The organism is Streptomyces scabichelini, from assembly GCF_011045015.1.
GTDB classification, from domain to species: domain Bacteria; phylum Actinomycetota; class Actinomycetes; order Streptomycetales; family Streptomycetaceae; genus Streptomyces; species Streptomyces scabichelini.
In genome coordinates this window covers 1-23,490 of sequence record NZ_JAAKZY010000164.1, presented here as the reverse complement: position 1 = coordinate 23,490, position 23,490 = coordinate 1, and the positions used below count along the sequence as shown (strand labels likewise).

The following is a 23,490-nucleotide window of genomic DNA, read 5'->3' as shown; positions in this document are numbered from 1 at the left end:
CCCCTGGACCCCGCTGGGGGCGCAGCCCCCAGCGGGGTCCAGGGGCGGAGCCCCTTGGTATGGGACGGGTAAGGGCGGCGGGGGCGAGGAACCCTCCTGCTACGTCACACCTGCACAATCGGCTCCCGCGTGAACAGCATCCCCAACTCCGGCGCGTTCACCCTGCGGTCAGCCAGCCGCAAGGCCTCCCAGACCGTGACCTGGTTGGCGGTGAGGACCGGCTTGGAGAGTGCCTTCTCCAGGTCGGGGATGTGGGATGCCGTGTGGAGGGCGGTGTCCGGGAGGAGGACCGCCTCCGCGTCCGGGTGGTCGCCCGACCGGGCGAGGGAAAGGACCTCGTCGGCACCCCACGTCCCGACCTCCGCCGCCGTGATGATGCCGCTGCCCCGGACGGACACCACCTCCACTCCGGCGTCCTTCAAGAACGCGGAGAACAACGCGGCCACGTCCTCCGGATACGTCGCCGCGATCGCGACCCGCCGCGCGCCGATCTCACGGATCGCGTGGGCAAAGGCGAACGACGTGGAGGAGGCGGGCATGCCCGCCGCGAGGGCGAGGGTGCGGACCTGCTCGTGGGCGCCCTCCCAGCCGTACACGAAGCTGCCCGACGTGCACGCCCACACCACCGCTTCGGCGCCGGAGAGACGCAGTTCCTCGACGCCGGCCGCGAGCCGGGCCGGTGAGCCCATCTCCCGCAGCGCGTCCTCACGGTGGGCGTCCTCGCCGATGTCCGTGTGGACGAGCGGGAGGCGGATGTCGCTGCCCAGGAGTTGCTCGATGCGCGGGTAGTCGTCCTCGGCCGAGTGGCCCGGGTAGAGGAATCCGAGTGCCGTCATGCCCAACCTTCCTGTTCTTCCGGCATTACGGGACCCTGTGATTCAGACACTGATCCCGGCATCGCGCCCGGCATCGCGCCCGGCAGTGACTCCGGCAGTACTTCCGGCATCACCGGACGCTGTCGCGCCGACTCGTCGATCAGCGCCTGATAGGGCCCCACGGCTCGCGTACCCAGGTGGCGCAGCGCGGCCCACATCGTCACCTGGTTGGCCGAGATGACGGGGATGCGCAGTTCGGCCTCCAACTGCGGGATCACGTCGTACGTCGGGAGATTGGTGCAGCTGATGAAGAGGGCGTCCGCCCTCCCGCGTACCGCGTTGCGGGCCATGTCGACGACGTCCCGGTAGGGGACCTTCCAGATGTGCCGGGTCAGGCCGAGAGAGGAGGTGCCGATGATCTCGATGCCCGCCTCGGCGAGGTACTCCTCCAGGGACTGCGTCACGGACACCGTGTAGGGCGTGACCAGGGCGATACGGCGGGCGCCCAGTTCCTGGAGGGCTTCGAGCAGGGCGCCGGAGGTGGTCAGGGACGGCACCTCGCCGGCTCGCGTCATCGCCTCGCACATGGCGCGCTCGCCCGCGATGCCGCCGACGAAACTGCCCGACGTACAGGCGTACGCGACGATCTGTGGCTCGACCGCGTTCAGCGCCCGCACCGCCTCCCCGAGCGTCTCGTGCTCGCTGACCAGGCGCGCCAGGTCGAGACTGACCTCGACCGGCACGTACGGAGTGCGGGTCAGATGGAGCGAGACCCCGTCCGGAACCCAGCGCCACAGCTCGCGATCGAGGGCGAAATCGAAGGGAGCGACGACGCCGACACCCTGTTGCGGGTGTGGTCCACCGAGGAAGGAGACGTCCATGAGCAGGCCCCAAACTCAAGTTGTGCGAGTGGTGGAGAACCGGCCCGTGGGCCGGGGGACACAAGCCGGCGCTTGCCGGGACGTCGGGACAGGGTATGGGCTGGTTACGAGCCCATATTGACGAAGGTAGGTTCCGGTGCGAGCGTGGTCAATCCGCGCATCTCAGGCGGGTACCGTCCTTGTCCCGCAAGTGTGCCCAGAGCTCAGAGAACCGGACTTGCATTGCGAAACGGTTTCCCCCCGATGACCGCTCCCACGCCCCCTCATATGGCCGAAAACAAGACGACCCTGGTGGTGCTGGACGCCGACCCGCCGCCCCGGCTCGGCCGGCTCACCGGACGGGTCCGTATCGAGCATGCTGACGAGTCGACGCTGGCGTCGCTGCTGCCCTCGGCGGACGTCCTGCTGGTCTGGGACTTCGCCTCGCACGCGGTGCGCCACGCCTGGCCGGGGGAGGGTCCACGGCCGCGCTGGGTGCACACGGCGAGCGCGGGTGTGGACCACCTCATGTGCCCCGAGCTCGCCGAGTCCGACACGGTGGTGACGAACGCGCGCGGTGTCTTCGACCAGCCGATCGCCGAGTACGTGGCCGCGCTCGTCCTGGCGATGGCCAAGGATCTGCCGCGTACCTGGGAGCTTCAGCGGGCGCGGGAGTGGCGGCACCGCGAGTCACAGCGGGTCGCGGGGACGCGCGCGTGTGTGGTGGGTTCGGGGCCGATCGGGCGGGCGATCGTGCAGACGCTGAAGGCCCTCGGCATCACGACGGCCCTGGTGGGGCGTACGCCCCGCAGCGGTATCCACGGGCCGGGCGAGCTCGACCGGCTGATGGCGCGCGCGGACTGGGTGGTGTCCGTGGCGCCGCTCACGGACGAGACGTACGGGATGTTCGACGCGCGGCGGTTTGGACTCATGCAGCCCTCGGCACGCTTCATCAACGTCGGGCGGGGGCAGCTCGTCGTCGAGGACGCGCTCGCGGAAGCCCTGTCGAAGCATTGGATCGCGGGGGCGGCGCTCGATGTCTTCGAGCGCGAGCCCCTCACCCCCGAGAGCCCCCTGTGGGACATCCCCGGGCTCATCGTGTCGCCGCACATGAGCGGGGACACGATCGGCTGGCGGGACGAACTCGGCACGCAGTTCGTGGAGTTGTACGAGCGCTGGGAGGCGGGCGAGCCGCTGCCGAACGTGGTCGACAAGCAGCGTGGGTACGTACCCGGGAGCTGAACTCTCTTCACCTGGGCACTCAAACCCCGTCGAACCCTGTCGAACCCTGTCGAAGACTCCCTTGGAGGGGTGCATGACCGAACTCACCGAGCTGACCGCCCTACAACTCGTCGACGGATACCGCAAGGGTGAATTCAGTCCTGTGGACGTGGCGCGGGCCGCGCTGCTCAGGGCCGAGGAGATTCAGCCGTCCGTCAACGCCTTCGTGCGCCTGGACGGCGACGGGGCGATCGAGCAGGCGCGGGAGTCGGCCGAGCGCTGGCGGCGCGGTGAGCCGGCGGGGCTCGTGGACGGGGTACCGGTCACGGTGAAGGACATCCTGCTGATGCGGGGCGCACCGACTCTCAAGGGCTCCAACACCGTTCGCGCGGACGGCAGTTGGGACGAGGACGCGCCCTCCGTGGCCCGGCTGCGCGAGCACGGCGCCGTCTTCCTGGGCAAGACGACGACGCCCGAGTTCGGGTGGAAGGGCGTCACGGACTCGCCGCAGTCCGGGGTGACGCGGAATCCGTACGACGTGTCGCGTACGTCGGGCGGGTCGAGCGGCGGGAGCGCGGCGGCCGTGGCCATGGGCGCGGGCCCGCTGTCCCTGGGCACGGACGGGGGCGGCAGTGTCCGCATCCCCGCCTCCTTCTGCGGGATCTTCGCGCTGAAGCCGACGTACGGGCGGGTGCCGCTGTATCCCGCGAGCGCGTTCGGGACGCTCGCGCATGTCGGGCCGATGACGCGCGACGCCGCCGACGCGGCCCTCATGCTGGACGTGATCAGCGGTGCGGACGCCCGCGACTGGTCCGGGCTCGCGCCGCCGGACGGGTCGTTCACGGACACGCTGGACGGCGGTGTACGGGGCCTGCGGATCGCGTACTCCCCCTCCCTCGGCGGCCAGGTTCCCGTACGCCCCGGCGTCGCGGCGGCCGTACGGCGGGGCGTGGAGGGGCTCGCCTCCCTCGGCGCGTACGTCGAGGAGTCCGACCCCGACTTCACGGAGCCCGTGGAGGCCTTCCACACCCTGTGGTTCAGCGGGGCCGCCCGGGTGACGCAGAACCTCGGCCCGCACCAGCGGGAGCTGCTGGACCCGGGTCTGCGGGAGATCTGCGGGATCGGGGCGCGCTACTCGGCGCTCGACTATCTGGCCGCGGTGGACGTGCGGATGGACCTGGGCCGCCGGATGGGCCGCTTCCACGAGACGTACGACCTGCTGGTCACGCCGACGCTGCCGATCACCGCGTTCGAGGCGGGCGTCGAGGTGCCGAAGGGCTCGGGGCACCGGCGCTGGACGGGCTGGACCCCCTTCACGTACCCGTTCAACATGACGCAGCAGCCCGCGGCGACCGTCCCCGTCGGAATGGACGGGGACGGACTGCCGGTGGGGCTTCAGATCGTTGCCGCCCGCCATCGGGACGACCTGGTTCTGCGAGCGGCGCAGGCGCTGTACGAGGCGGGGGTGGCCCAGGTGGCTCCCCCGCCCAAGCGCTCCGCTGGAGGACGGTAATGAACCCGCGGGCCGGTGGGGGCTGGTCGCGCAGTTCCCCGCGCCCCTGAGGGGCGCGCGGTACCGCACCGGACTTCGCCAAGGCCGCCTAGGCCCTCCGGAAGCTGAGCGTCTCCCCCAGCGCGCCCGCCCGCCACAGGTCGTTGCACGCCTCCGCCATCGTCTCCAGGCCCTCCACCACCTGGCCCCACACGATGCCGGGCACCCAGCCCACATCGCCGTTGAGGAGCAGGTTGTTGCGTTCGTAGAAGAGGGCCAGGTCGATCACCGGGGTGCCGGCCTGGACGCCGGAGGCGCCGCCGTAGCCGTACGACTGTGTGCCCAGCTGCGTGCCGGAGAAGGAGAAGTAGCAGAGGTCGCCGGGGATGGGCGTGACGGTGGGGTTCTCCAGGGGTGGCTCGGCGGGGGCGAAGGCGGGCAGGAGGGCGTAGATCTCGTTGCGGGCGTACTTCGCGTGGTAGACGTCGCCGCCCAGGGGGAGCGCGTTCCACACCGCCTCACAGGTGATCGGCGCGCGGTCGTCGAGGAGCTTCGCGGTGCAGTGGACTCCGCGCTTGGTCAGGGAGACATCGATGTAACGGTCGGCCATGGACACACCCGTACCCCCCTGTGGACCCGAACCCACCCGTATGCCCCTCCGATGCCCCTCGGGCGCGTGGGTCAACGCGCGCCCACGGCGGGGTCACGACAGGGTCACCACATGCGAGCAATCCCCATATACGGGGCATCGTGGCATGAGTGGACTCAGTGGCCGGGAAGGAGTGGCATGACTTCCATTGGTTCGGGTAGCCGCGCGCCCATGGCTCGACCACACGCAAACCGATCAGGAACCGACAACGGATCCCACAGAGGACTCAGCCGCCGCTCACTTCTCACCGGAGCGGTGGCGCTGGGCGCTGCGGGCAGTCTCGGGGTGGCGGGCTGCAGCCGCGTCCCCGACGAAGGGAAGGTGCTGGGAGGCAGCCTGCTGGACACCCTGCGGGACCAGGGTTCCGTGAAAATCGGCATCGCCAGCGAGCCGCCGTTCGGTTATGTGGGAGACGACGGACAGGCCACCGGAGAAGCACCCGCGATCGCCAAGGTCATCTTCAACAGGCTCGGCATCGACGAGATCACGCCAGTACCGGTGGACTTCGGAGCCCTCATTCCCGGGCTGAAGGCGCGTCAGTTCGATGTGGTGTCCGCCGGGATGTACATCAATCCCCCGCGATGCGAACAGGTGCTCTTCGCCGACCCGGACTACCTGATGCTGGACGCCTTCATCGTCAAGAAGGGCAATCCGCACGGCATCAAGACGTATGAGGACATCAAGAAGAAGGGTCTCAAGCTCGCCTCCGGCAAGGCCTACGCGCAGATCGACTCCGCCAAGGGCGCGGGCATCAGCAACGTACTGGTCCTGCCCGACCAGGTGGCAGGCCTCGACGCGGTGTCCCAGGGGCGGGTGGACGCCTTCGCGGGTACCCGCATCACGGTCTCGGACGCGGTGAAGGGGTCGAACCGCGCCTCGGCGACCGAGCCCTTCCAGCCCGTGCTGGACGGCAAGCCCGTCTACGGCGCGGGCGGATTCGCCTTCAGGCTGTCCGAGCAGAACTTCCGTGACGCGTTCAACGAGGAGCTTCTGAAGCTCAAGGAGAACAACTACGAAGAGCTTCTGAAGATCGTCAAGCCCTTCGGTTTCGGCATGACCGAGATGACCGACCTCACCGCGAAGGAGCTGTGCGCCGGATGATGAGCTCCGAGTTCTTCACCACCTGGTTCCTGCCGGGTATCTGGGTCACCATCCAGGTGACGGTGTACGCCGCGGCTCTCGGCGCGGCCATCGCGTTCGGAATCGGCCTCGCACGCGCTTCGCGGTACTGGATCGTCCGCTTCCTCGCCGGGATCTATTTCGAGATCTTCCGCGGCATGTCGGCCCTGGTCCTGATGTTCTGGATGTTCTTCGCGCTCCCCTTCTTCGGCTGGCAGCTGGTGCCCATGTGGGCCGGCGTCAGCGCGCTGGGACTGACGTACGGCGCCTACGGGTCCGAGATCGTCCGCGGTTCCCTGGCCGCGGTCTCCCCGGCGCAGAAAGAAGCGGGCATAGCGCTCAACTTCACCCGCTGGCAGCGGCTGCGCCTCATCGAGATGCCCCAGGCGTGGCCCGAGATGGTGCCGCCGTTCAACAACCTGCTGATCGAGCTGCTGAAGGGCACCGCCCTGGTCTCGGTCATCACGGTGGCCGACATGACCTTCGCCGGCAATCTGCTCCGTCTTGGCACGAATGAGACCACTCCGATCTACACGCTGCTGCTGGTTCTCTACTTCGTACTCGCCTTCCTCATCACCCGCGGCATGCGGCTGGTGGAGCGCAGGGCGAAGGCCGGGATCGGACAGCGGCCGGAGAAGCGGGGCGGCATCACCAGCAAGCTCAGCGCCCGCCAGGAGACCCTGCAGGCCGGTTCGCAGTCCGCGGGAGGTATGGGATGACTGACTGGGACTGGCAAGTCGTGGAAGACTTCATGCCGCGGTTCTGGGACGGCGTGCTGGTCACGCTGCAGGCCCTGGCCATCGGCACCCTGATCGCCTTCGCCCTGGGTCTCGTATGGGCCATGGCGCAGCGGTCCACACTGATCTGGGTGCGCTGGCCGGTCATCGCGGTCACGGAGTTCATCCGCAACACCCCGCTGCTCGTACAGCTCTTCTTCCTGTTCTACGTGGTGCCCAACTTCGGCCCCTCGATGTCGCCGCTCACCACCGGCATCGTCGGCCTCGGGCTGCACTACTCCACGTACACCGCGGAGGTCTACCGGGCCGGCATCGACGGCGTTCCCGCCGGCCAGTGGGAGGCGGCCACGGCGCTGAGCCTGTCCAAGGGCCGTACGTGGCGGGCGGTGATCCTGCCGCAGGCGATCCGCCGTGTCGTCCCGCCGCTGGGCAACTACGTCGTCGCCATGCTCAAGGACTCGCCGATGATCGCGACCATCGGCGCCTTCGACATGCTGGGCGAGGCCCAGGCCTTCAGTAACGAGACCTTCACCACGGAGGCTCTCACCGTCGTGGGTGTGGCGTTCATCGTCATCGCCTACCCCGCTTCCCTCTTGATCCGAGCCCTGGAGCGACGTCTTGTCCGCTGACACCCCTTTGCAGAAAGAGCCCGAGAGCCGCGAGAACCCGCCGGTGGACGGCAGCGAGCTGATCCGCTTCGACAAGGTCACCAAGCGCTTCGGCAGCAACGTCGTCCTCGACGAGCTGGACTTCACGGTGGACTCCGGCAAACACGTCACGCTGATCGGCCCGTCCGGCTCCGGCAAGACGACGATCCTGCGTCTGCTGATGACCCTGACCATGCCCGACGAGGGCACGATCAAGGTCAACGGCGACTACCTCACCCACGAGGAGAAGAACGGCAAGCTCGTCCCGGCGGGCGAGAAGCACATCCGCGAGGTCCGCAAGAACATCGGGATGGTCTTCCAGCAGTTCAACCTCTTCCCCAACATGAAGGTGCTGCGCAACCTCACCGAGGCGCCGGTCACCGTGCTCGGCATGTCCAAGGAAGCGGCCGAGGAACGGGCGCGCGACCTGCTCGAACTGGTCGGTCTCACCGAGCACATCGACAAGTACCCGACCCAGCTCTCCGGCGGCCAGCAGCAGCGGGTCGCGATCGCGCGGGCCCTCGCCATGCGGCCGAAGGTGCTGCTCCTGGACGAGGTCACCTCGGCCCTCGACCCCGAGCTGGTCGCGGGTGTCCTGGACGTGCTGCGGGACATCGCCCGCACCACCGACATCACGATGCTCTGCGTGACCCACGAGATGAACTTCGCCCGGGACATCTCGGACGCGGTCCTGATGTTCGACTCGGGCCGCGTCCTGGAATCCGGCCCGCCGGAGAAGATCTTCGGCGACCCGGAGCACGAGCGGACGCGGGAGTTCCTGAGCGCGGTCCTGTAGCGCGGGCATGTGAATACGAGACGTGAAAACGGCAATGTCCGAGGCTGAGCCGTCGTGACTTGACCCTGGCATATGCCAGAGTGGCGCGTTCCTGTTGAGAGCGCCGGAACGCGCCACCATTCTCGTCAACAGCCGCTCCCCATCCGCCTCTTGGCCGCTATCGTGGAAGCAGCCCTTCACCTGAGAACGGCCAAGAAGCGCAGGGGGAACCGTGGCGCTCAAGCACGAGCCGACCGCGCCGTACCACTCGGCCCAGGACGCCCTGCGCGTACTGGAGACCGTGGCACGGCACACCACCGGCGTCACCGACGCCGAGCTCACCCGGCAGACCGGCCTCGGCACGGAGCGACTGACCACGCTCCTGCGGATGCTGCGCCGGGAGGGGTACGTCGAGCAGGTCACCGGCGGTGCGTACGTCACCGGGGCCGCGCTCAGCAGGCTGACCTCCGCGCACGGCCGCGACCGCGCCCTGCGCGAACAGCTCCAGCGGAACCTCGACCGGCTGCGCGACTCGGTCGGCGCCGCCGTCTACATCAGCCGGTACGTCGACGGCGAGATCCACGTCACCCAGTGCGCCGAGGGTCCGGCCACCCCCGCGGTGCACGAGTGGGTGGACTTCCGCTCCTCCGCCCACGCCAGCGCGATCGGCAAGAGCCTGCTCGGCCAGCTCGATGTGAACGCCCGCCGGGATCACCTCTCCCGCCACAAGATGGCCCGCCTCACCTCGCGCACCATCACCAGCGAGCGGCTGCTCCTGTCCCGGCTCGACGCCCAGGCACCCAGCGTGCCGGTCCTCGACCTCCAGGAGTACGCCATCGGCACGGTGTGCGCGGCGGTCCCGATCACGGCCGGCTCCGCCGTGGGCTGCCTGGCCCTCTCCCTCCCGCTCGCGCACGCCCACCGGCTGCGCGCGGCGGCGGACACGCTGAACCGGGGCGCGGCGCCCGTGCTGCTGTCCCTGGCGATCTGAGCCATGGGGCAGTGGTCAGGAGCACCCCTCCGGACCAGGTACTATTTTGTGTGTCGCCGCTCGCGAAAGCGGGAGGCGGGAGTCATGCGCCGCTAGCTCAGTTGGTTAGAGCAGCTGACTCTTAATCAGCGGGTCCGGGGTTCGAGTCCCTGGCGGCGCACATTGCGAAGGCCCTCCACAGAAGTGGGGGGCCTTCAGTCATGTCAGAACGTGACGTCCGAGCAGGCGTAGAACGCGTTGCCCGTGTCGGCGATCGTCCATACCGCGAGGATCACGTGGTGCCCGCTCTTGCCGGACGGCAGCGTGCCGCTGTGCGAGAGCGTCGCGGGCGGCTGGCCGCTGTAGGGGACGGTCAGGAACGGGGTGGTGTCCAGGGCGGCCCGGGTCAGCGGGGCGTTCTGGTTCCAGCCGTTCTTGGTGACGTAGTACCGGAAGTCGGTCGTGGAGTGCCGTGCGGTGAACTGCCAGCGGAAGGTGTAGCTCTGCCCGCCGCTGACCCTGGTGGTGGGCCAGGCGCCGCCTCCCGGGGTCTTCGGCTGGTCGAGCGCGCTGAAGTTGCCGTGGCCCGCGGAACAGATCTTGCCGTCAGCGGGTCCGGCCGACGGGAAGCCCTTGGGGCCCTCGACGCTCTGGGGCTCCCACTGGATGGCACCGCAGTTGGTCACGGTGCCGTTCTGGCAGAGCTTCTGCCGGCTGATGGGGAGGTCGGTGTAGCCGTGGCTGCTGGCGCCACCGCTGGAGAGCACGAACGCTCCCGTGGTGGCGAGGCCGACCACGGCCGCGTACCACTTGGTCTTCTTGCCGGTGCTTTTTCGCATGCTGCCGCTCCTGGAGAACGTGGGGGAAGTTCCGTGAGCTGTGCGTGCGCATCGCGATGCAATGATCCAGGTCTAGACCAAGTACCAGATTATTGCTGACCGTTGAACATGTCCATACCAATCGTGGAGACGATCCGGTGGCAGCGGTCCCACGACTTCTCCACCAGCTCCCCGTTCGGGTCGTCGTTCGTCGCGACCCAGTTGCGGGCCTGCTCCTCGTTCCGGCCGCCCGCCAACTGCCGCTCCACCAGCCGCGTCCGGCGTACGTCCCCGGGCGCCTCCACGTACCAGCACTCCCGCATCAGCGCGTACGCGTCGCGCCAGCCCGGCAGATCGCACGCCAGGTAGTTCCCCTCAGTCACGATCAGCCGGGCGGCGGGCGGCACCAGGTGCCGTGCCGCGACGGGCTCGTCGAGTGTGCGGTCGTAGTCCGGTACGTAGATGTCGGCGCCGGTGTCCGCCAGGATCCGGCGCAGCAGGGCGACGTATCCCCATACGTCGAAGCTGGGTTCCGAGCCCTTGCGGGAGGTCAGGCCGAGCCGTTCCAGCTGGCGGTTGGAGAGGTGGAACCCGTCGAGGGGGAGATAGGCGGCCCGCTCGCCGAGGTGCTCGACCAGGGCGCGGGCGAAGGTGGACTTTCCGGCGCCGGGCGGGCCCGCGAGGCCCAGTACGGCGCGCGGGAGACGAGCGGTCAGTTCCCAGGCGTCCGCGGCGAGGTCGGCCAGTGCGGGGCGGTCAGCGATCTCCATGCCCTGTATAGAACGCCACCGTCAGGTCCTTCACCAGAGCCTTGCGCTCGTAGTCGTCGAGCTCGACGAGGCCGCGCGTCGTCAGCCGGGTCACCGTGTCCTCGACGGAGTCGACGACCGAGGCGAGGGCCTTGTCGCGGTGCTGGGCGTCGAGGGCCGCGATCCGGCGGCGCTGCATCACGGCGGCGACCTCGGGGGCATACTCGGTCCGCACCGGCTGCGCCGTGAACACCTGAAGTCCTGCGGCCGCCGCGTCCGCCGCCACCAGCCGCGTCAGCGCCTCTCCGGCCGCCTCGGTGTCTCGCGGGGCGTTCTTCGCGGGCGACACATCGACCGGGAGGCGCGCGAGCCCCGCCTCCACGCACTCGCGCAGGTACCGCTCATGGTCCTCGACGCCGAGCACGGCGCGAGCGGTGTCCTTGACCCGCCAGACGACGAGCACGACGACACGCAGAGCGACCCCGTTCGCGTCGACGGCCGGCATCGGCTCGCTGCGCCAGTGCCGCAGCCGTACGTCGATCCGGCGGCGCAGCAGCAGCGGGTTCACCCACAGGAGCCCGGTACGCCGGACGGTGCCCCGGTAGCGTCCGAAGAGCCCGAGCACCCAGGCGCGCCCGGTCCGCCCCCGGGCCAGCCCGCCGAAACCGAAGAGCCCGGCCGCCCCGGACGCGGCGAGCGCCGCCCACTGCGAGGCGCCGAGCCCGGCACCCGCGTACCCGGGCAACCCCGCCAACTCCCCGGCGAACGACGGCAGCACACCCGCCCACCAGGCCGCCAGCACGCACCCGGCCGCCCCGGCGGTACCGGCCAGCACCCCGACCGCACCCGGCAGCACGCACGCCGGCCGCTCGGCCACCCCGGGGTCGACGGCCGCCACGGGCCACGGCGTCACCGGCTCCCGCCCGGCGACCCGCGGCTGCTCGCCCGTCCCGCGCCGCCGCCCCACGACGGCGGGCGCGAGCGCCACCGGGACCGGCTCGGGCTCGTCACGGAACAGCAAGTGGACGGGGATCTCGGTGGTCGCCTCGTTGTGGATCAGCCGCGGCGCCCGGGCCCCTTCAGGCCCCGGCTCGGACTCCGAAGTCGTCGTACTCATCCGTACCTCCACGTCAGGAAAACAGCCGCCGCCACGTCTCCGGCCCCGGATAACCGTCCGCCGCCCCACCGCGCCAGCCCTGCGAGCGCTGGAACGCCTCGGCATTGCGCCGGTCGGCCTCGCCCCAGCGCGGTCCGGGGCCGCTCGTGTAGTGCTTGCCGAACCCCTTCTTCACGAGCTGCCTGCCGAGCCGGGTGACGTACTCGTTGACCGCGCCGGGCCCGAAGGCCGCCGCGCCGGGGTAGGAACTCGCGGCCGAAGCCGGGGTGCCGGGCGCCGCCGCCGCCTGCAACCCCTTGTAGCGGTACGCCAGATAGCGGTCACTGTCGCGCCAGTACGCGTACGGAGTGGCCTTCTTGCGGGCGTGCGGGCGGGCCTCCTCGTACGCCACGTAATAGGTCTGCGCGGAGTCCGCCCAGCCGCCGAAAATCACGACGTGCGAGCCTTTGTGAGGGTCGGCCGGATTGTGGAACAGCAGAATGTCGCCGGTCTTGAGCTGCCCTTTGGAAATACGGACGCCGTACCGGTCGAGGCTGCCCGTCCATTCGTTCCCACCGAGGTTCCAGGCCATCGAGACGAAGCCCGAGCAGTCCTGCCGGTACCCGTCGGACCAGTACGCGCTCATGCTGTACGGCACCTGCGCGGCGACCCACTTCTTCGCCCGGTCGATGATCTCGGTCCGCGTCGTCGGGGGCGCCTCGGCCTTCGCCGGAACGCCGCCGGGCCCGTGCAGCGGGGCCTTGGGGCCCTGTGGGGTACCGGGCTCGTCACCTGTGGGAACGCCCGGCCGCTGCGGGGCGTGCGCCGCTGCGGCGACGGCCGGCACCGCCTGCCCGGCGCCCAGCACCGCGGCCGCCAGGACGAGAGCCCCGTATCCGGCACCGTGCCCGGCAAATCCACCCGGCGGGGAATTCGGCGTGACGCGTCGCCGGTGAACGCATCCGGGGCAGTCGCAGTCACTCGCGGGCTCGAATTCCTCGAATGCCGGAGCCGCCATCCGATTCCCCTCACAGTCCAGGTGATGACACTGATGAAACTGATGACTCTGATGACATTCCCGGTGGAAATGCCCAGGTGGAAATGTCCGCGCTTCTGCACGGTCGTCAGTTTCTCAACCGGGCTCGGGTGTCGCATGTTGACGGTCCGAATGATGTACGGCCGGGACCCCTCCCCTGGGCACCCGCTACTCTCTCGCCATGGCGCGCGACCTGCAGGAGCGGATCAAGAAGCTCATCATCGACCGTCGGCTGCCCTCGGGGGCCTCCCTGCCGACCGAGCCCGAGCTGATGGAACTCCTGGGCGCGAGCCGGAACTCCGTACGCGAGGCGCTGAAGGCCCTCCAGGCGATGGGCATCGTCGAGATCCGGCACGGCTTCGGGACGTACGTGGGACCGATGTCGATGGCGCCGATGATCGAGGGCCTGGCCTTCCGCACGGTCGCCGGGCACTACCGGGGGGAAGACTCCCTGGTCCAGCTGCTCGAACTGCGCGAGGCCGTGGAGACCGGGCTCATCTCCCGGCTCGCGGGCCGGGTCCCGGAAGCGGACCTCGTTGAACTGGACGCCCTCGTGGACCGTATGGAGAGTGAGGCCGCCGAAGGGGCGGGCCTCGCGGAGACGGACCGCGCGTTTCACGCCACGCTCTACCGGGGTCTCGGCAACCTCCTTCTCGGTGAGGTCCTGGAGGCGTTCTGGGACGCCTTCCACCGCGTTCGCACGGACCTCGTGGAGTTGCCGCAGGATCCGAAGGTCACCTGCCGGCAGCACCGCGAGATCCTCGACGCGGTGCGCTCCGGTGATGCGCTACGGGCGGAGGAAGCCATAAGAGACCACTTTGGTCACATCCGTACGCGTGTGACCGCAACCGCACCGAATGAGCCCCGCAGACCCCACCATTAGCGCCTATGACCGGTAAACACCTCGTTTCGCATCTTGCGATCATGAGGAACGGCATAGAACTCTTGGCTACAAGAGGCTGCGGTTACGTGGCAGTTGGGGGCTTGGAACCGGTTGCGGTGAGGCGGGGAGTAGGGGCCCCGTGCAGGAGGAGATGTCGAGGGGGGCATCATGCAACCGGAAGGCCACTGTTCCATGTCTATAGGGTGTGGATGGAGTGGTGACGGGGGCCTGCTATTGATACGTCTGTGAAAGTCGAGGGGGACCGGAGCAGGCGAACGGAACAAGGAGCACGCGATGCTTTGCGTGTGGGGGGATGACTCATGACGCCGACGGGCGGCCGGCAGAACTCTGACCAGTCTCAGACGACCCAGCTCAGGGTGCCGTCACAGACACGGACGGGCAGCTTCCGGAGAATCAAGAAAACGCTGCCGAGATACGACTACGAGCACTACAGCAGGCTCGCCGGTCCTCTCACTCAGCCCGATCCGAGCAAGCCCTACAAAGTGCAGTACCGCACCCTGCTGTCGCAGGAGCCGCACCGCATCCGGGCCGCCCTCATGCTGGGCGCGGCACCGTTGCTCTCGCTCGTCCTGCTCGCCTGGCTGCTGCAGCCCACGCACTGGACCGAGCGCGACTACGTGCCCAACGCCTACCTCGAGCACCTCGACGTCGTCATGCTCGTCTCGATCGGTCTGATCGAGTTCTTCCGCTGCATGAACGTGCTGTCCAACGCGCACGCCACGCTGGTCGCCCGCGACCCGATCCCGGTGGTGCCCGAGACCGGCACCAGAGTGGCCTTCCTCACCTCCTTCGTGCCCGGCAAGGAGCCGCTGGAGATGGTGACGAAGACCCTGGAGGCCGCGGTCAAGATCCGTCACCGCGGGCTTCTTCACATCTGGCTCCTCGACGAGGGCGACGACCCCGAGGTGAAGGCGGTCTGCGAGCGCCTGGGCGTTCACCACTTCTCCCGCAAGGGCGTCGCGAAGTGGAACCAGAAGAAGGGCCCGCACCGCGCCAAGACCAAGCACGGCAACTACAACGCCTGGCTGGACGCGCACGGCGACGACTACGACTACTTCGCCTCGGTCGACACCGACCACGTGCCGCTGCCCAACTACCTGGAGCGGATGCTCGGTTTCTTCCGCGACCCGAACGTCGGCTTCGTCATCGGCCCGCAGGTCTACGGCAACTACGACAACCCCATCACCAAGTCCGCCGAGTCGCAGCAGTTCCTCTTCCACGCCCTGATCCAGCGGGCCGGAAACGCCTACGGCGCGCCGATGTTCGTGGGCACCTCGAACGCCGTGCGCATCAAGGCGCTGAAGCAGATCGGCGGTCTGTACGACTCGATCACCGAGGACATGGCGACGGGCTTCGAGATCCACCGCCACAAGAACCCGGCGACGGGCAAGAAGTGGCGCTCGGTCTACACGCCCGACGTGCTCGCGGTCGGCGAGGGCCCGAGCGCCTGGACGGACTTCTTCACCCAGCAGATGCGCTGGTCGCGAGGGACGTACGAGACGATCCTCAAGCAGTACTGGAAGGGCTGGTACTCGCTGCCGCCGAGCAAGCTCTTCAACTACACGATGATGATCATCTTCTACCCGATGTCGGCCCTCAACTGGCTTCTGGCGGCGTTGAGTTGTGCGCTGTTCCTGGGCCTTGGCGCCTCGGGTGTGAACATCGACCCGGCGATCTGGCTGATGCTGTACGGCAACGCCTCAGCGCTGCAGATCGGTCTCTACGTCTGGAACCGCCGCCACAACGTCTCGCCGCACGAGCCGGAGGGTTCGGGCGGTGTGGCGGGCATGATCATGTCCGCCCTGTCCGCGCCGCTCTACGCGAAGGCACTGATCGACTCGGTCCTGCGGCGCAAGAGCAAGTTCGTGGTCACCCCGAAGGGCGATTCCGCGAGCCCGGACCGCTGGTTCGCGACCTTCCGGTACCACTGGTACTTCATCCTGATCTTCGCCGGCTCGATCGGCGCCGGCTTCTACTACGGCAACGCGCACCCCGCGATGATCATCTGGGCGACGTTCGCGCTTCTGATCACCGCCTCGCCGATGTTCGCCTGGCGCTGGATGCTGCGGCAGGACCGGAAGAAGCCGCCGGCCGCCCCGCCGGAGCCGCAGGACGCGATGACGCCACCACAGCCACTGCCCGCTCAGCATGCGGCGCCGCACTCGCCGCAGCACAAGCCGAGTTGGGCGGCCTCGAACGGGGGAAGTGACCAAACAGTGCAGATCGCCCTTGGGGGACGTAAGAAATGAAAGACGGTTCCAGCCGCCGCCGCGCCCGCCGCATCGCGATAGGCGCGGCGGTGGTCGTAGCGCTGGCAGGGATGAACGGGCCGGCGCTCTACCGCTTCGGGTCGGAGAAGTACCACGACTACGCGATCAACAGACCGGAGTACAAGGCCGACAACGGCAAGTGGGAGATCGTCGATTTCCCGGAGGAGTACCGCCTGAACACCATTCACGCGGCGCTTCTGCGTACCGGCAAGATCCTGCTGATCGCGGGCTCGGGGAACAACCAGGAGAACTTCGACGCGAAGAAGTTCGACACCCGCATCTGGGACCCGGTCAAGGGCACGATCAAGGACATCCCGACACCGAAGGACCTGTTCTGCACGGGCCACACCCAGCTCGCCAACGGCAATCTGCTGATCGCCGGCGGCACCAAGCGCTACGAGAAGCTCAAGGGTGACGTCACCAAGGCCGGCGGCCTGATGATCGTCCACAACGAGAACCCGGACAAGCCGATCACGCTGCCCGCGGGCACCAAGTTCACGGGCAAGGAGAACGGCAAGACGTTCGTGTCCAAGGACCCGGTCGTCGTCGAGCGCGCGAAGAAGGTCTTCGACAAGGCGACCGGCAAGTTCCTGCGCAACGAGCCGGGCCTGGGCCGTATCTACGTCGAGGCGCAGAAGAGCGGCCGGCAGTACGAGACGGGCACGGAGGACAACTACCGGGTCCAGGGCCTGTCGGGCACCGACGCGCGCAACACGTACGGCATCGCGCAGAAGCTCGCCCTCGACAAGAAGGACTTCCAGGGCATCAAGGACGCCTTCGAGTTCGACCCGATCGCCGAGAAGTACATCAAGGTCGACCCGATGAACGAGGCGCGCTGGTACCCGACGCTCACCACGCTGTCCGACGGCAAGATCCTCAGCCTCTCCGGCCTGGACGAGATCGGCCAGCTGGTGCCGGGCAAGAACGAGATCTACAACCCGAAGACCAAGGAGTGGACGTACACCAAGAAGGAACGGCAGTTCCCGACGTACCCGGCGATCTCCCTGATGCAGAACGGCAAGCTGTTCTACTCGGGCGCGAACGCCGGCTACGGACCGGACGACGTCGGCCGTGACCCGGGCATCTGGGACCTGAAGTCGAACAAGTTCGACAAGATCCCCGGCATGTCCGACCCCAAGCTCCTGGAGACCGCGGGCACGGTGCTGCTGCCGCCCGCGCAGGACGAGAAGTACATGGTGATCGGCGGCGGCGGGGTCGGCGAGTCCAAGCAGTCCAGCAAGAAGACCCGCATCGTCGATCTGCTGGCGGACGACCCGAAGTTCGTGGACGGTCCTGACCTGGGGAAGGGCACCCGCTATCCGCAGTACTCGATTCTGCCCGACGACAGCGTGCTGGTGTCCGGCGGCTCCGAGGACTACCGCGGCCGCGGCGACTCCAACATCCTCGAGGCGCGGCTGTACGACGCGAAGAGCAACGAGATGAAGAAGGTCGCCGACCCGCTCGTGGGCCGTAACTACCACTCGGGCTCGATCCTGCTGCCCGACGGCCGCGTGATGGTCTTCGGCTCGGACTCGCTCTACTCGGACAAGGCCAACACCAAGCCGGGCAAGTTCGAGCAGCGCATCGAGATCTACACGCCGCCGTACCTCTACGGCGACGCGCAGCCCACGCTCTCCGGCGGCCCGAAGACCATCGAGCGCGGCGAGTCGGCGACGTTCAAGTCCGAGCACGCCTCGTCCATCAAGACGGCCCGCCTGGTCCGGCCGAGCGCCTCGACGCACGTCACCGACATCGACCAGCGGTCCATCGCCCTGGACGTGAAGAAGACGGACGGCGGCATCGAGGTCACCGTCCCGGAGAACCGCAACCTCGTCCAGTCGGGCTGGTACATGCTGTTCGTGACGGACGACCAGGGAACTCCGAGCAAGGCCCAGTGGGTGAAGGTCCCCTGATGCGTTGAGAGCCGGACGGATCGAGAGTTACGTGACTGGGGGCGCCCTCCGCCAAGGAGGGCGCCCCCAGTCACGTACGGCCTGGTCCTGCTAGTTCTTGCTGGCCTTCGCGAGTCCCAGCGCGTACTCGGGCCACCACTCGCCCGCCTTCGGTCCGCCCCTGCATGTGCCGTCGGACTCGCCGGGGCGCTTGACCCACAGGTAGGCGTCGACGAGGTCGTCGCCGGTCTTCGTCGTGGGTTCCTCGCCGAGCGCGCGGTCCGGCGGGTTGCACCAGGGATCTTCGCCTTCGGTGTACGGACCGTTGCCGTTGCGGCTGGTGTCGATCACGAAGGGCTTGTTGCCGATCTTCGCCGACAGTTCCCTGCCGTACGCCGTGCTGTCCTCGGTCGTGTAGAAGTTGGACACGTTCACCGAGAAGCCGTCGGCCTGGTCGATACCCGCCCGCTTGAGCGGATCGTAGAGATTGTCGGGTTTGCTCCCCGCGTTGCCCGCGTCGAGGTAGACCTTCGTGTTCTCCAGGGCCCCGAGCTTCTCGACGGCGCCCTTGAGGAGGTCGTAACGCTCCTCGTGGAACTCCTGGGCCGTGCAGCCGTCCACCACGTGCAGCAGGGCGTCCGGCTCCAGGATCACCGTGGCGCTCCGGTCACCGATGCCGGCGGCGACCTGGTCGATGAACTCACGGTAGGCGTTGCCGTCCGCGGCGCCGCCCTGCGAGAACTGGCCGCAGTCGCGGTGCGGAATGTTGTAGACGACGAGCAGCGCGTCCCGGTCGGCCTTCTCGGCCGCCTCGGTGAAGCCGCGCGCCTCCTGCTCGGCGTTCTCCGGCGTGACCCACTCGCCGGTGGGCTGCTCCGCGATCTTGCGGATCAGCTCGGCCTCCTTGTCCTTTCCGTCCTCCGCGTACGTGGTCGCCTGTTCGGCCGCGTTCCCCTCCGGGTTGACCCAGTACGGGTCGTCGCCCTTGGGCTGCTGGCTCACCTTGCCGGCCGGCTCTTCCTTGCCGTCGCCGTCGTCCCCGGAGGAGAAACACCCCGCGAGCAGCAGCACCGCTCCGGCCACCGCCACGGACGCTCTGGCTCCGGCCCCCCTGCGCTCGTACATCCAACTCCCCCCATGGGTGCACTCTTCGAAGTACCAATCCTGACATACGTGTCGGCAGGCTCACGCGTGCGGCCGATCCTTGTCGGACACCTGTTACAGCCTGCCGTTACACCCTGCCACGGCAGGGTAGGCGCCGAGCGTACGGGGGGCGGGCCGACACTATGTGTGGGGAGGCTGGACATGCACCACCGCACCCGGGAGATCCGGCTGGGGGCGGCCCTGCTGGAAGCCGCGGACACGCTCTCCGAGGCATTCGACACCGGGCGGTATCTGCAACGGCTGTCGGACCACTGCGTGGAGCTCCTGGGCGCCTCGGCCGCCGGGATCATGCTGATCGAAGGCGGCGAGACGGTGTCGTTGGGCGTGAGCAGCCGGCAACAGGAGCTGGCGCTCGACCTGTTGGAGGTCCAGCATCGCGGCGGTCCCTGCCTGGACAGCTACGGCACCGGACGGCCGGTCCCGCCGGTCGCGATCATCGCGGCCCATGCCTCCTCCCGCTGGCCCGACTTCACGGAGCGAGCGCTGCGGCACGACGTCGAGGCCACGTTCGCGGTGCCCCTGCGCCGGCACGAGACGCCGCTCGGCGCGCTCAACGTGTTCGTGCCCGCAGAGCCGGGACACCCGGCGCCGGGCGGCGAGACGGAGCTCCAGCTCGCCCAGGTCCTGGCCGACGCGGCGGCCGTCGGGCTGACCAACCACCGTACGTTCACGCAGTACCGCTCCCTGTCGGACCAGCTGCAACAGGCCCTCTCCAGCCGCGTACGCATCGAGCAGGCGAAGGGCATGCTCGCCGAACGCTGGCGGACCGGCACCGACGTGGCCTTCACGGCACTGCGCCAGTACGCGCGCCGCCATCGCAGACCGCTCAGCGAGGTGGCGTCGGCAGTGGTTCAGGGGGTGGAGGACGCCGAGGGGCTGGCACGTGAGCGTCCCGCTCCCTCACAGTAACTAGGCTGGAGCGCTCATCCGTTCTAAAGTCGTCCCAGACGGCCCCGGCCCCCGGCTGTTACATCATCGACACTCTGACGTATCTGACGTATTGGCTTGCGTGCCTCCCGCGCAGACGCCGGGTTACTCCCGCAGCCCGTGCGTGCGCGGTCGAGGACCGGCCCGGTCGGCGGCCCAGGGGGGAGCGGGTCCGTCGGCCGGGCCTGGTGGGGCCCCGGTGAGCAGCGGCTCACCGTCCGGTTCCCGTCAGATACGCCGACACCACCACGTTCGCCGTGTACGTACGGCTGTCCCGGTCGAAGCGGCCGCCGCAGGTGATCAGCCGCAGTTCGGCGCGCCCCGGCTGCCGTGCGCCGTATACCTTCCGGGCGTCGAAGCGGTCCCGAGCGAAGACCTGTACGTCATCCACGGTGAACTCGGCGACCGTGCCGTCGTCGCGGACCACCCGGACCGTGTCGCCGGGCCGCATCTCGTTGAGGTGGTGGAAGACCGCGGGCCTGCTCCTGGTGTCGACATGCCCCACGAAGAGCGCGGCTCCCTCCGCGCCGGGCCGCACACCTGCCCCGTACCACCCCACGGCACGCGCCCTGGCAAAGGGCGGCGGCTCGATCGCCCCTCGCGGATCGAGTCCGCTGACCGCCACCGGCGCCCGCACCCCGAGCGAGGGTATGTCCAGGCGCTGCGGCCGCGCGTCCCCCAACGGCTCGACCGCGGGCGGCAGTTCGACGCCGACCGGCCGTCCCACGGCCGCCACGTCACCCGTGGTCGGCGCCGACGGCCCGTGGCGTACGTCGGTCACCTCGCGGCCCCACAGCCAGAGCCCGAGCAGCAGCACCACCCAGGCCACGCCCATCATCAGGCGGCCGGTGGCGGAGGAGCGTTCCCGGTCGGACATGGTCAGCCCTTGCCGCCGCGTCCGCGGCGTACGCTGCGCACCGCCACGGCCACCGCGGCGACGCCCGCCAGGATCAGACCGATCACCGTGTGCGGCGTGCCGGGCCCGTCGGACCCCTCCTCCACGGCGGACAGCCGCGCGGTCCCGCCACCGCCTGCGCTCACGGGTGCTACGGGGGATTCGTGGGTACGGGGCTCGGGCCTGCCCTTGTCGCCCTTGTCGTCCCGCTGGTTCTTCTGGTTCTTCTGGTCCTTCAAGACGGTGAGCGTGCCCGTGATCTTGGCGTCGAGGCCGCCGCAGACGACCTTGACGTCGTACGTGCCCGGGGTGGCCGTCGAGCGGACCCGCGTCTCGCCGACCAGGTCGCCGGCCCTCCCGGCCAGCAGCGCGTCTGCGACGAACGCCTCGGACGCGGCCGTGCCCGACGTCCCGGCGCAGCCCCGTGCCCGCACCTGGATGTCGCTGCCCGGGGCCGGGTCCGGCGGTGTCACGGAGGCGCCCGCGTCCGCCGCGTCCACGGCGGAGGCGGAGGTGGGGACGGGGACGGGCACGGGGACGAGGGTGAGCGCGGCGGCCATCACCACCCCGGCACAGAGAGTCAGTCTCAGTGAACCCATCGTGAACCTCCAGATACCTGGAGACTCCTCCACGGGCCACGGAGGCGCATTCGGGGAGGGGGCTGCACTGCTCCGTTCGGGTGCCCGGCGGCTCACACCCGGTCGACGAGGTCCGCGATCGAGTCGACGACCTTGGACGGCCGGTACGGGTACCGCTCGACGTCCTCGGGCGTGGTCAGCCCGGTCAGCACCAGGAACGTCATCATCCCCGCCTCGAGCCCGGCGAGGACGTCCGTGTCCATACGGTCGCCGATCATCGCGCTGGTCTCCGAGTGTGCGCCGATGGCATTGAGCCCCGTCCGCATCATCAGCGGGTTCGGCTTGCCCGCGAAGTACGGGTTCTTGCCGGTCGCCTTGGTGATCAGCGCCGCCACGGCGCCGGTGGCGGGCAGCGGGCCCTCCGCGGACGGTCCGGTCTCGTCGGGGTTGGTGCAGATGAAACGGGCCCCGCCGTTGATCAGCCGGACCGCCTTCGTCATGGCCTCGAAGGAGTACGTGCGGGTCTCGCCGAGGACCACATAGTCCGGGTCGTGGTCGGTAAGGACGTACCCGATGTCGTGCAGCGCGGTGGTCATGCCCGCCTCGCCTATGACGTACGCCGTGCCGCCGGGCCGCTGGTCGTCCAGGAACTGGGCGGTGGCGAGGGCGGACGTCCAGATGTTCTCGACGGGCACGTCAAGGCCCATGCGCTGGAGGCGTGCGTGCAGGTCACGGGCGGTGTAGATGGAGTTGTTCGTGAGGACCAGGAAGGGCTTCCCGGACTCCCGCAGCTTCTTGATGAAGGCGTCGGCTCCGGGGATGGGCACGCCCTCGTGAATGAGCACACCGTCCATGTCCGTGAGCCACGATTCGATGGGCTTGCGCTCTGCCATGTGCCGTCTCCTGCCGTACGTGTGCCGACGCCCAAGGGTAGCCACCGGCCAGATCATGGAGGAGGGGCCGTCCGCCCTGTGAGCGGGGCGGGCCGAGGGCTCAGCGTCGGCCTCGGGCCACGACCACGATGCCGGCGCCGACACCGACGAGCAGGAACGCACCGGCCGCCGCCTCGAGCAGCGCACGCCGCGAGGCCGGCCCCGTCCCGGCCAGTTCGTCGGCGAACGACAGTCCTTTCTCCGGTACGGCTTCGGGGGTGCGCTCGCCTTCTGGGGTGACCTCACCTGGAGTCACCTCACCTGGGAGCTCTTGCGGCGGACCCGCGTCGACGATGCGGAACCGGTAGTCGTTCGACTGCCCGACCCAGTCGCCGTCGTCGTCATGACGCTGCACGACGGCAGCGTTCGCCACGACGTCGTTGGGCACCGCGTCCGAGGCGACCGCGAGCCGCACCTTGACGGAGAGGGTGGCGCCCGGCGCCACGGTGAATCCGGGGAACCCACCGTCGCCGCCTTCGTCGTCGCCGTCGAAGACCCCGATGTTCTCGTCCTCTCCGGTCCGCTCGAAGCGGACGGGATGCCGGCGCTCCGTCCCGCTTTCGCCCTTGCCCGAGCCGTCGCCCTCGTAGAACTCGAGCCGCGACTGCCCGGCCTTCAACGCCCGCTTCTCGTCCACGAGCACGACGACCGGGTGGATATTCGCGCAGACGCTGTCGGTGGTGTTGGTGAGATCGAGATACCAGGTCCGATAACCGCCCCCGGCCTCATACACGCTGGGCCCCCCGTGAATCCGCGTACGCACGGGAAACTCCCGGCTGCCACCCCCTGCCGTACAGCTGGGCTTACGATCCACCGCCGCCCCGGCGAGGGCCTGCGCGGGGACGGGCGTGAGGGCGGCTGCGGTGACTACGGCAAGGGACACAGCCCGCGGCAGAGCCGCATATCGGCACTTACACAGTCGCATGGACATGGGAGCTTGCCAG

General features: G+C 69.0%; 23 protein-coding genes and 1 tRNA gene. 12 read left to right on the top strand and 12 right to left on the bottom strand.

Annotated features, from left to right (window positions below):
• Positions 1-104: 104 nt before the first annotated feature.
• Together G5C60_RS36650 and G5C60_RS36645 are read right to left on the bottom strand one after the other, a co-directional pair.
• Positions 105-836 (bottom strand): maleate cis-trans isomerase family protein, encoded by a 732-nt coding sequence (locus G5C60_RS36650; protein WP_165265968.1) that lies wholly within the window; start codon positions 834-836, stop codon positions 105-107.
• A complete protein-coding gene (locus G5C60_RS36645) occupies positions 833-1,696 on the bottom strand; it encodes a maleate cis-trans isomerase family protein (RefSeq protein ID WP_165265966.1) in 864 nt (287 codons plus the stop codon). Before G5C60_RS36645 ends, G5C60_RS36650 begins: the two co-directional genes overlap by 4 nt.
• 243 nt (positions 1,697-1,939) lie before the next feature.
• Between G5C60_RS36645 and G5C60_RS36640 the strand changes: the two genes are divergently transcribed.
• Entirely contained in the window at positions 1,940-2,917 is a 978-nt protein-coding gene (locus tag G5C60_RS36640) for a D-2-hydroxyacid dehydrogenase (RefSeq protein ID WP_165265963.1), read from the top strand.
• A gap of 73 nt (positions 2,918-2,990) precedes the next feature.
• Positions 2,991-4,409, top strand: a complete 1,419-nt coding sequence (locus tag G5C60_RS36635) for an amidase (RefSeq protein ID WP_165265961.1) — start codon at positions 2,991-2,993, stop codon at positions 4,407-4,409.
• A gap of 88 nt (positions 4,410-4,497) precedes the next feature.
• Here G5C60_RS36635 and G5C60_RS36630 read toward each other — a convergent pair whose 3' ends face one another.
• Entirely contained in the window at positions 4,498-4,998 is a 501-nt protein-coding gene (locus G5C60_RS36630; protein WP_165265959.1) for a DUF3830 family protein, read from the bottom strand.
• A 210-nt stretch (positions 4,999-5,208) separates the two neighbouring features.
• Between G5C60_RS36630 and ehuB the strand changes: the two genes are divergently transcribed.
• The 6 genes from ehuB to G5C60_RS36600 all read left to right on the top strand — a co-directional run bounded on the left by ehuB (position 5,209) and on the right by G5C60_RS36600 (position 9,466).
• Positions 5,209-6,138 (top strand): ectoine/hydroxyectoine ABC transporter substrate-binding protein EhuB, encoded by a 930-nt coding sequence (gene ehuB / locus G5C60_RS36625; protein WP_165265957.1) that lies wholly within the window; start codon positions 5,209-5,211, stop codon positions 6,136-6,138.
• A complete protein-coding gene (gene ehuC / locus G5C60_RS36620) occupies positions 6,135-6,875 on the top strand; it encodes an ectoine/hydroxyectoine ABC transporter permease subunit EhuC (protein WP_165265955.1) in 741 nt (246 codons plus the stop codon). Before ehuB ends, ehuC begins: the two co-directional genes overlap by 4 nt.
• A complete protein-coding gene (gene ehuD / locus G5C60_RS36615; protein ID WP_165265953.1) occupies positions 6,872-7,522 on the top strand; it encodes an ectoine/hydroxyectoine ABC transporter permease subunit EhuD in 651 nt (216 codons plus the stop codon). Before ehuC ends, ehuD begins: the two co-directional genes overlap by 4 nt.
• A gap of 43 nt (positions 7,523-7,565) precedes the next feature.
• Positions 7,566-8,336 (top strand): ectoine/hydroxyectoine ABC transporter ATP-binding protein EhuA, encoded by a 771-nt coding sequence (gene ehuA, locus G5C60_RS36610; protein ID WP_165265970.1) that lies wholly within the window; start codon positions 7,566-7,568, stop codon positions 8,334-8,336.
• A gap of 211 nt (positions 8,337-8,547) precedes the next feature.
• Positions 8,548-9,306 (top strand): IclR family transcriptional regulator domain-containing protein, encoded by a 759-nt coding sequence (locus tag G5C60_RS36605; protein WP_165265951.1) that lies wholly within the window; start codon positions 8,548-8,550, stop codon positions 9,304-9,306.
• 86 nt (positions 9,307-9,392) lie between these two features.
• Positions 9,393-9,466, top strand: a tRNA-Lys gene (locus tag G5C60_RS36600).
• 43 nt (positions 9,467-9,509) lie between these two features.
• Here G5C60_RS36600 and G5C60_RS36595 read toward each other — a convergent pair.
• From G5C60_RS36595 to G5C60_RS36580, 4 genes are all read right to left on the bottom strand, one after another.
• The gene (locus tag G5C60_RS36595; protein WP_165265949.1) at positions 9,510-10,124 is read right to left on the bottom strand and encodes a lytic polysaccharide monooxygenase auxiliary activity family 9 protein; all 615 of its coding nucleotides are present in this window, start codon (positions 10,122-10,124) and stop codon (positions 9,510-9,512) included.
• An 89-nt stretch (positions 10,125-10,213) separates the two neighbouring features.
• Complete coding sequence (locus tag G5C60_RS36590) at positions 10,214-10,873, bottom strand: nucleoside/nucleotide kinase family protein (protein ID WP_165265947.1); 660 nt, start codon at positions 10,871-10,873, stop codon at positions 10,214-10,216.
• The gene (locus tag G5C60_RS36585) at positions 10,860-11,969 is read right to left on the bottom strand and encodes an SPFH domain-containing protein (RefSeq protein ID WP_165265945.1); all 1,110 of its coding nucleotides are present in this window, start codon (positions 11,967-11,969) and stop codon (positions 10,860-10,862) included. The genes G5C60_RS36590 and G5C60_RS36585 overlap by 14 nt, the downstream gene beginning before the upstream one ends.
• 13 nt (positions 11,970-11,982) lie before the next feature.
• Positions 11,983-12,966 carry a peptidoglycan-binding protein gene (locus G5C60_RS36580; protein WP_165265943.1) on the bottom strand — a complete coding sequence of 328 codons (984 nt, stop codon included), beginning with the start codon at positions 12,964-12,966 and terminating at the stop codon, positions 11,983-11,985.
• Between the two features lie 199 nt (positions 12,967-13,165).
• On the opposite strand from G5C60_RS36580, the gene G5C60_RS36575 reads away from it, so the two are divergent.
• From G5C60_RS36575 to glxA, 3 genes are all read left to right on the top strand, one after another.
• Positions 13,166-13,867: a FadR/GntR family transcriptional regulator gene (locus tag G5C60_RS36575; RefSeq protein ID WP_165265941.1), complete on the top strand. Its 702-nt coding sequence runs from the start codon at positions 13,166-13,168 to the stop codon at positions 13,865-13,867.
• 320 nt (positions 13,868-14,187) lie between these two features.
• Positions 14,188-16,137: a glycosyltransferase family 2 protein gene (locus tag G5C60_RS36570; protein WP_165265939.1), complete on the top strand. Its 1,950-nt coding sequence runs from the start codon at positions 14,188-14,190 to the stop codon at positions 16,135-16,137.
• Positions 16,134-18,071: a radical copper oxidase GlxA gene (gene glxA, locus G5C60_RS36565; RefSeq protein ID WP_165265937.1), complete on the top strand. Its 1,938-nt coding sequence runs from the start codon at positions 16,134-16,136 to the stop codon at positions 18,069-18,071. The genes G5C60_RS36570 and glxA overlap by 4 nt, the downstream gene beginning before the upstream one ends.
• A 90-nt stretch (positions 18,072-18,161) precedes the next feature.
• Here glxA and G5C60_RS36560 read toward each other — a convergent pair whose 3' ends face one another.
• Entirely contained in the window at positions 18,162-19,175 is a 1,014-nt protein-coding gene (locus tag G5C60_RS36560; RefSeq protein WP_165265935.1) for a glycoside hydrolase family 6 protein, read from the bottom strand.
• 180 nt (positions 19,176-19,355) lie between these two features.
• On the opposite strand from G5C60_RS36560, the gene G5C60_RS36555 reads away from it, so the two are divergent.
• Entirely contained in the window at positions 19,356-20,123 is a 768-nt protein-coding gene (locus tag G5C60_RS36555) for an ANTAR domain-containing protein (RefSeq protein ID WP_165265933.1), read from the top strand.
• Between the two features lie 229 nt (positions 20,124-20,352).
• Here G5C60_RS36555 and G5C60_RS36550 read toward each other — a convergent pair whose 3' ends face one another.
• The 4 genes from G5C60_RS36550 to G5C60_RS36535 form a co-directional block, all read right to left on the bottom strand.
• Positions 20,353-21,018, bottom strand: coding sequence for a class F sortase (locus G5C60_RS36550; RefSeq protein WP_165265931.1), 666 nt, complete (start codon positions 21,016-21,018; stop codon positions 20,353-20,355).
• A 2-nt stretch (positions 21,019-21,020) separates the two neighbouring features.
• Positions 21,021-21,635, bottom strand: coding sequence for a hypothetical protein (locus G5C60_RS36545; protein WP_165265929.1), 615 nt, complete (start codon positions 21,633-21,635; stop codon positions 21,021-21,023).
• A 92-nt stretch (positions 21,636-21,727) separates the two neighbouring features.
• Positions 21,728-22,507 carry an HAD-IIA family hydrolase gene (locus tag G5C60_RS36540; RefSeq protein WP_165265927.1) on the bottom strand — a complete coding sequence of 260 codons (780 nt, stop codon included), beginning with the start codon at positions 22,505-22,507 and terminating at the stop codon, positions 21,728-21,730.
• Between the two features lie 100 nt (positions 22,508-22,607).
• On the bottom strand, positions 22,608-23,279 hold the full coding sequence (locus G5C60_RS36535; RefSeq protein ID WP_338146036.1) for a hypothetical protein: 672 nt from the start codon (positions 23,277-23,279) through the stop codon (positions 22,608-22,610).
• Positions 23,280-23,490 lie beyond the last annotated feature (211 nt).

Bases quoted from the DNA above. Each gene is read 5' to 3' on its own strand.
- G5C60_RS36650 (WP_165265968.1), bottom strand. From the start codon at position 836: ATGACGGCACTCGGATTCCTCTACCCGGGCCACTCGGCCGAGGACGAC.
- G5C60_RS36645 (WP_165265966.1), bottom strand. From the start codon at position 1,696: ATGGACGTCTCCTTCCTCGGTGGACCACACCCGCAACAGGGTGTCGGC.
- G5C60_RS36640 (WP_165265963.1), top strand. From the start codon at position 1,940: ATGACCGCTCCCACGCCCCCTCATATGGCCGAAAACAAGACGACCCTG.
- G5C60_RS36635 (WP_165265961.1), top strand. From the start codon at position 2,991: ATGACCGAACTCACCGAGCTGACCGCCCTACAACTCGTCGACGGATAC.
- G5C60_RS36630 (WP_165265959.1), bottom strand. From the start codon at position 4,998: ATGGCCGACCGTTACATCGATGTCTCCCTGACCAAGCGCGGAGTCCAC.
- ehuB (WP_165265957.1), top strand. From the start codon at position 5,209: ATGGCTCGACCACACGCAAACCGATCAGGAACCGACAACGGATCCCAC.
- ehuC (WP_165265955.1), top strand. From the start codon at position 6,135: ATGATGAGCTCCGAGTTCTTCACCACCTGGTTCCTGCCGGGTATCTGG.
- ehuD (WP_165265953.1), top strand. From the start codon at position 6,872: ATGACTGACTGGGACTGGCAAGTCGTGGAAGACTTCATGCCGCGGTTC.
- G5C60_RS36595 (WP_165265949.1), bottom strand. From the start codon at position 10,124: ATGCGAAAAAGCACCGGCAAGAAGACCAAGTGGTACGCGGCCGTGGTC.
- G5C60_RS36590 (WP_165265947.1), bottom strand. From the start codon at position 10,873: ATGGAGATCGCTGACCGCCCCGCACTGGCCGACCTCGCCGCGGACGCC.
- G5C60_RS36585 (WP_165265945.1), bottom strand. From the start codon at position 11,969: ATGAGTACGACGACTTCGGAGTCCGAGCCGGGGCCTGAAGGGGCCCGG.
- G5C60_RS36580 (WP_165265943.1), bottom strand. From the start codon at position 12,966: ATGGCGGCTCCGGCATTCGAGGAATTCGAGCCCGCGAGTGACTGCGAC.
- G5C60_RS36575 (WP_165265941.1), top strand. From the start codon at position 13,166: ATGGCGCGCGACCTGCAGGAGCGGATCAAGAAGCTCATCATCGACCGT.
- G5C60_RS36570 (WP_165265939.1), top strand. From the start codon at position 14,188: ATGACGCCGACGGGCGGCCGGCAGAACTCTGACCAGTCTCAGACGACC.
- glxA (WP_165265937.1), top strand. From the start codon at position 16,134: ATGAAAGACGGTTCCAGCCGCCGCCGCGCCCGCCGCATCGCGATAGGC.
- G5C60_RS36560 (WP_165265935.1), bottom strand. From the start codon at position 19,175: ATGTACGAGCGCAGGGGGGCCGGAGCCAGAGCGTCCGTGGCGGTGGCC.
- G5C60_RS36555 (WP_165265933.1), top strand. From the start codon at position 19,356: ATGCACCACCGCACCCGGGAGATCCGGCTGGGGGCGGCCCTGCTGGAA.
- G5C60_RS36550 (WP_165265931.1), bottom strand. From the start codon at position 21,018: ATGTCCGACCGGGAACGCTCCTCCGCCACCGGCCGCCTGATGATGGGC.
- G5C60_RS36545 (WP_165265929.1), bottom strand. From the start codon at position 21,635: ATGGGTTCACTGAGACTGACTCTCTGTGCCGGGGTGGTGATGGCCGCC.
- G5C60_RS36540 (WP_165265927.1), bottom strand. From the start codon at position 22,507: ATGGCAGAGCGCAAGCCCATCGAATCGTGGCTCACGGACATGGACGGT.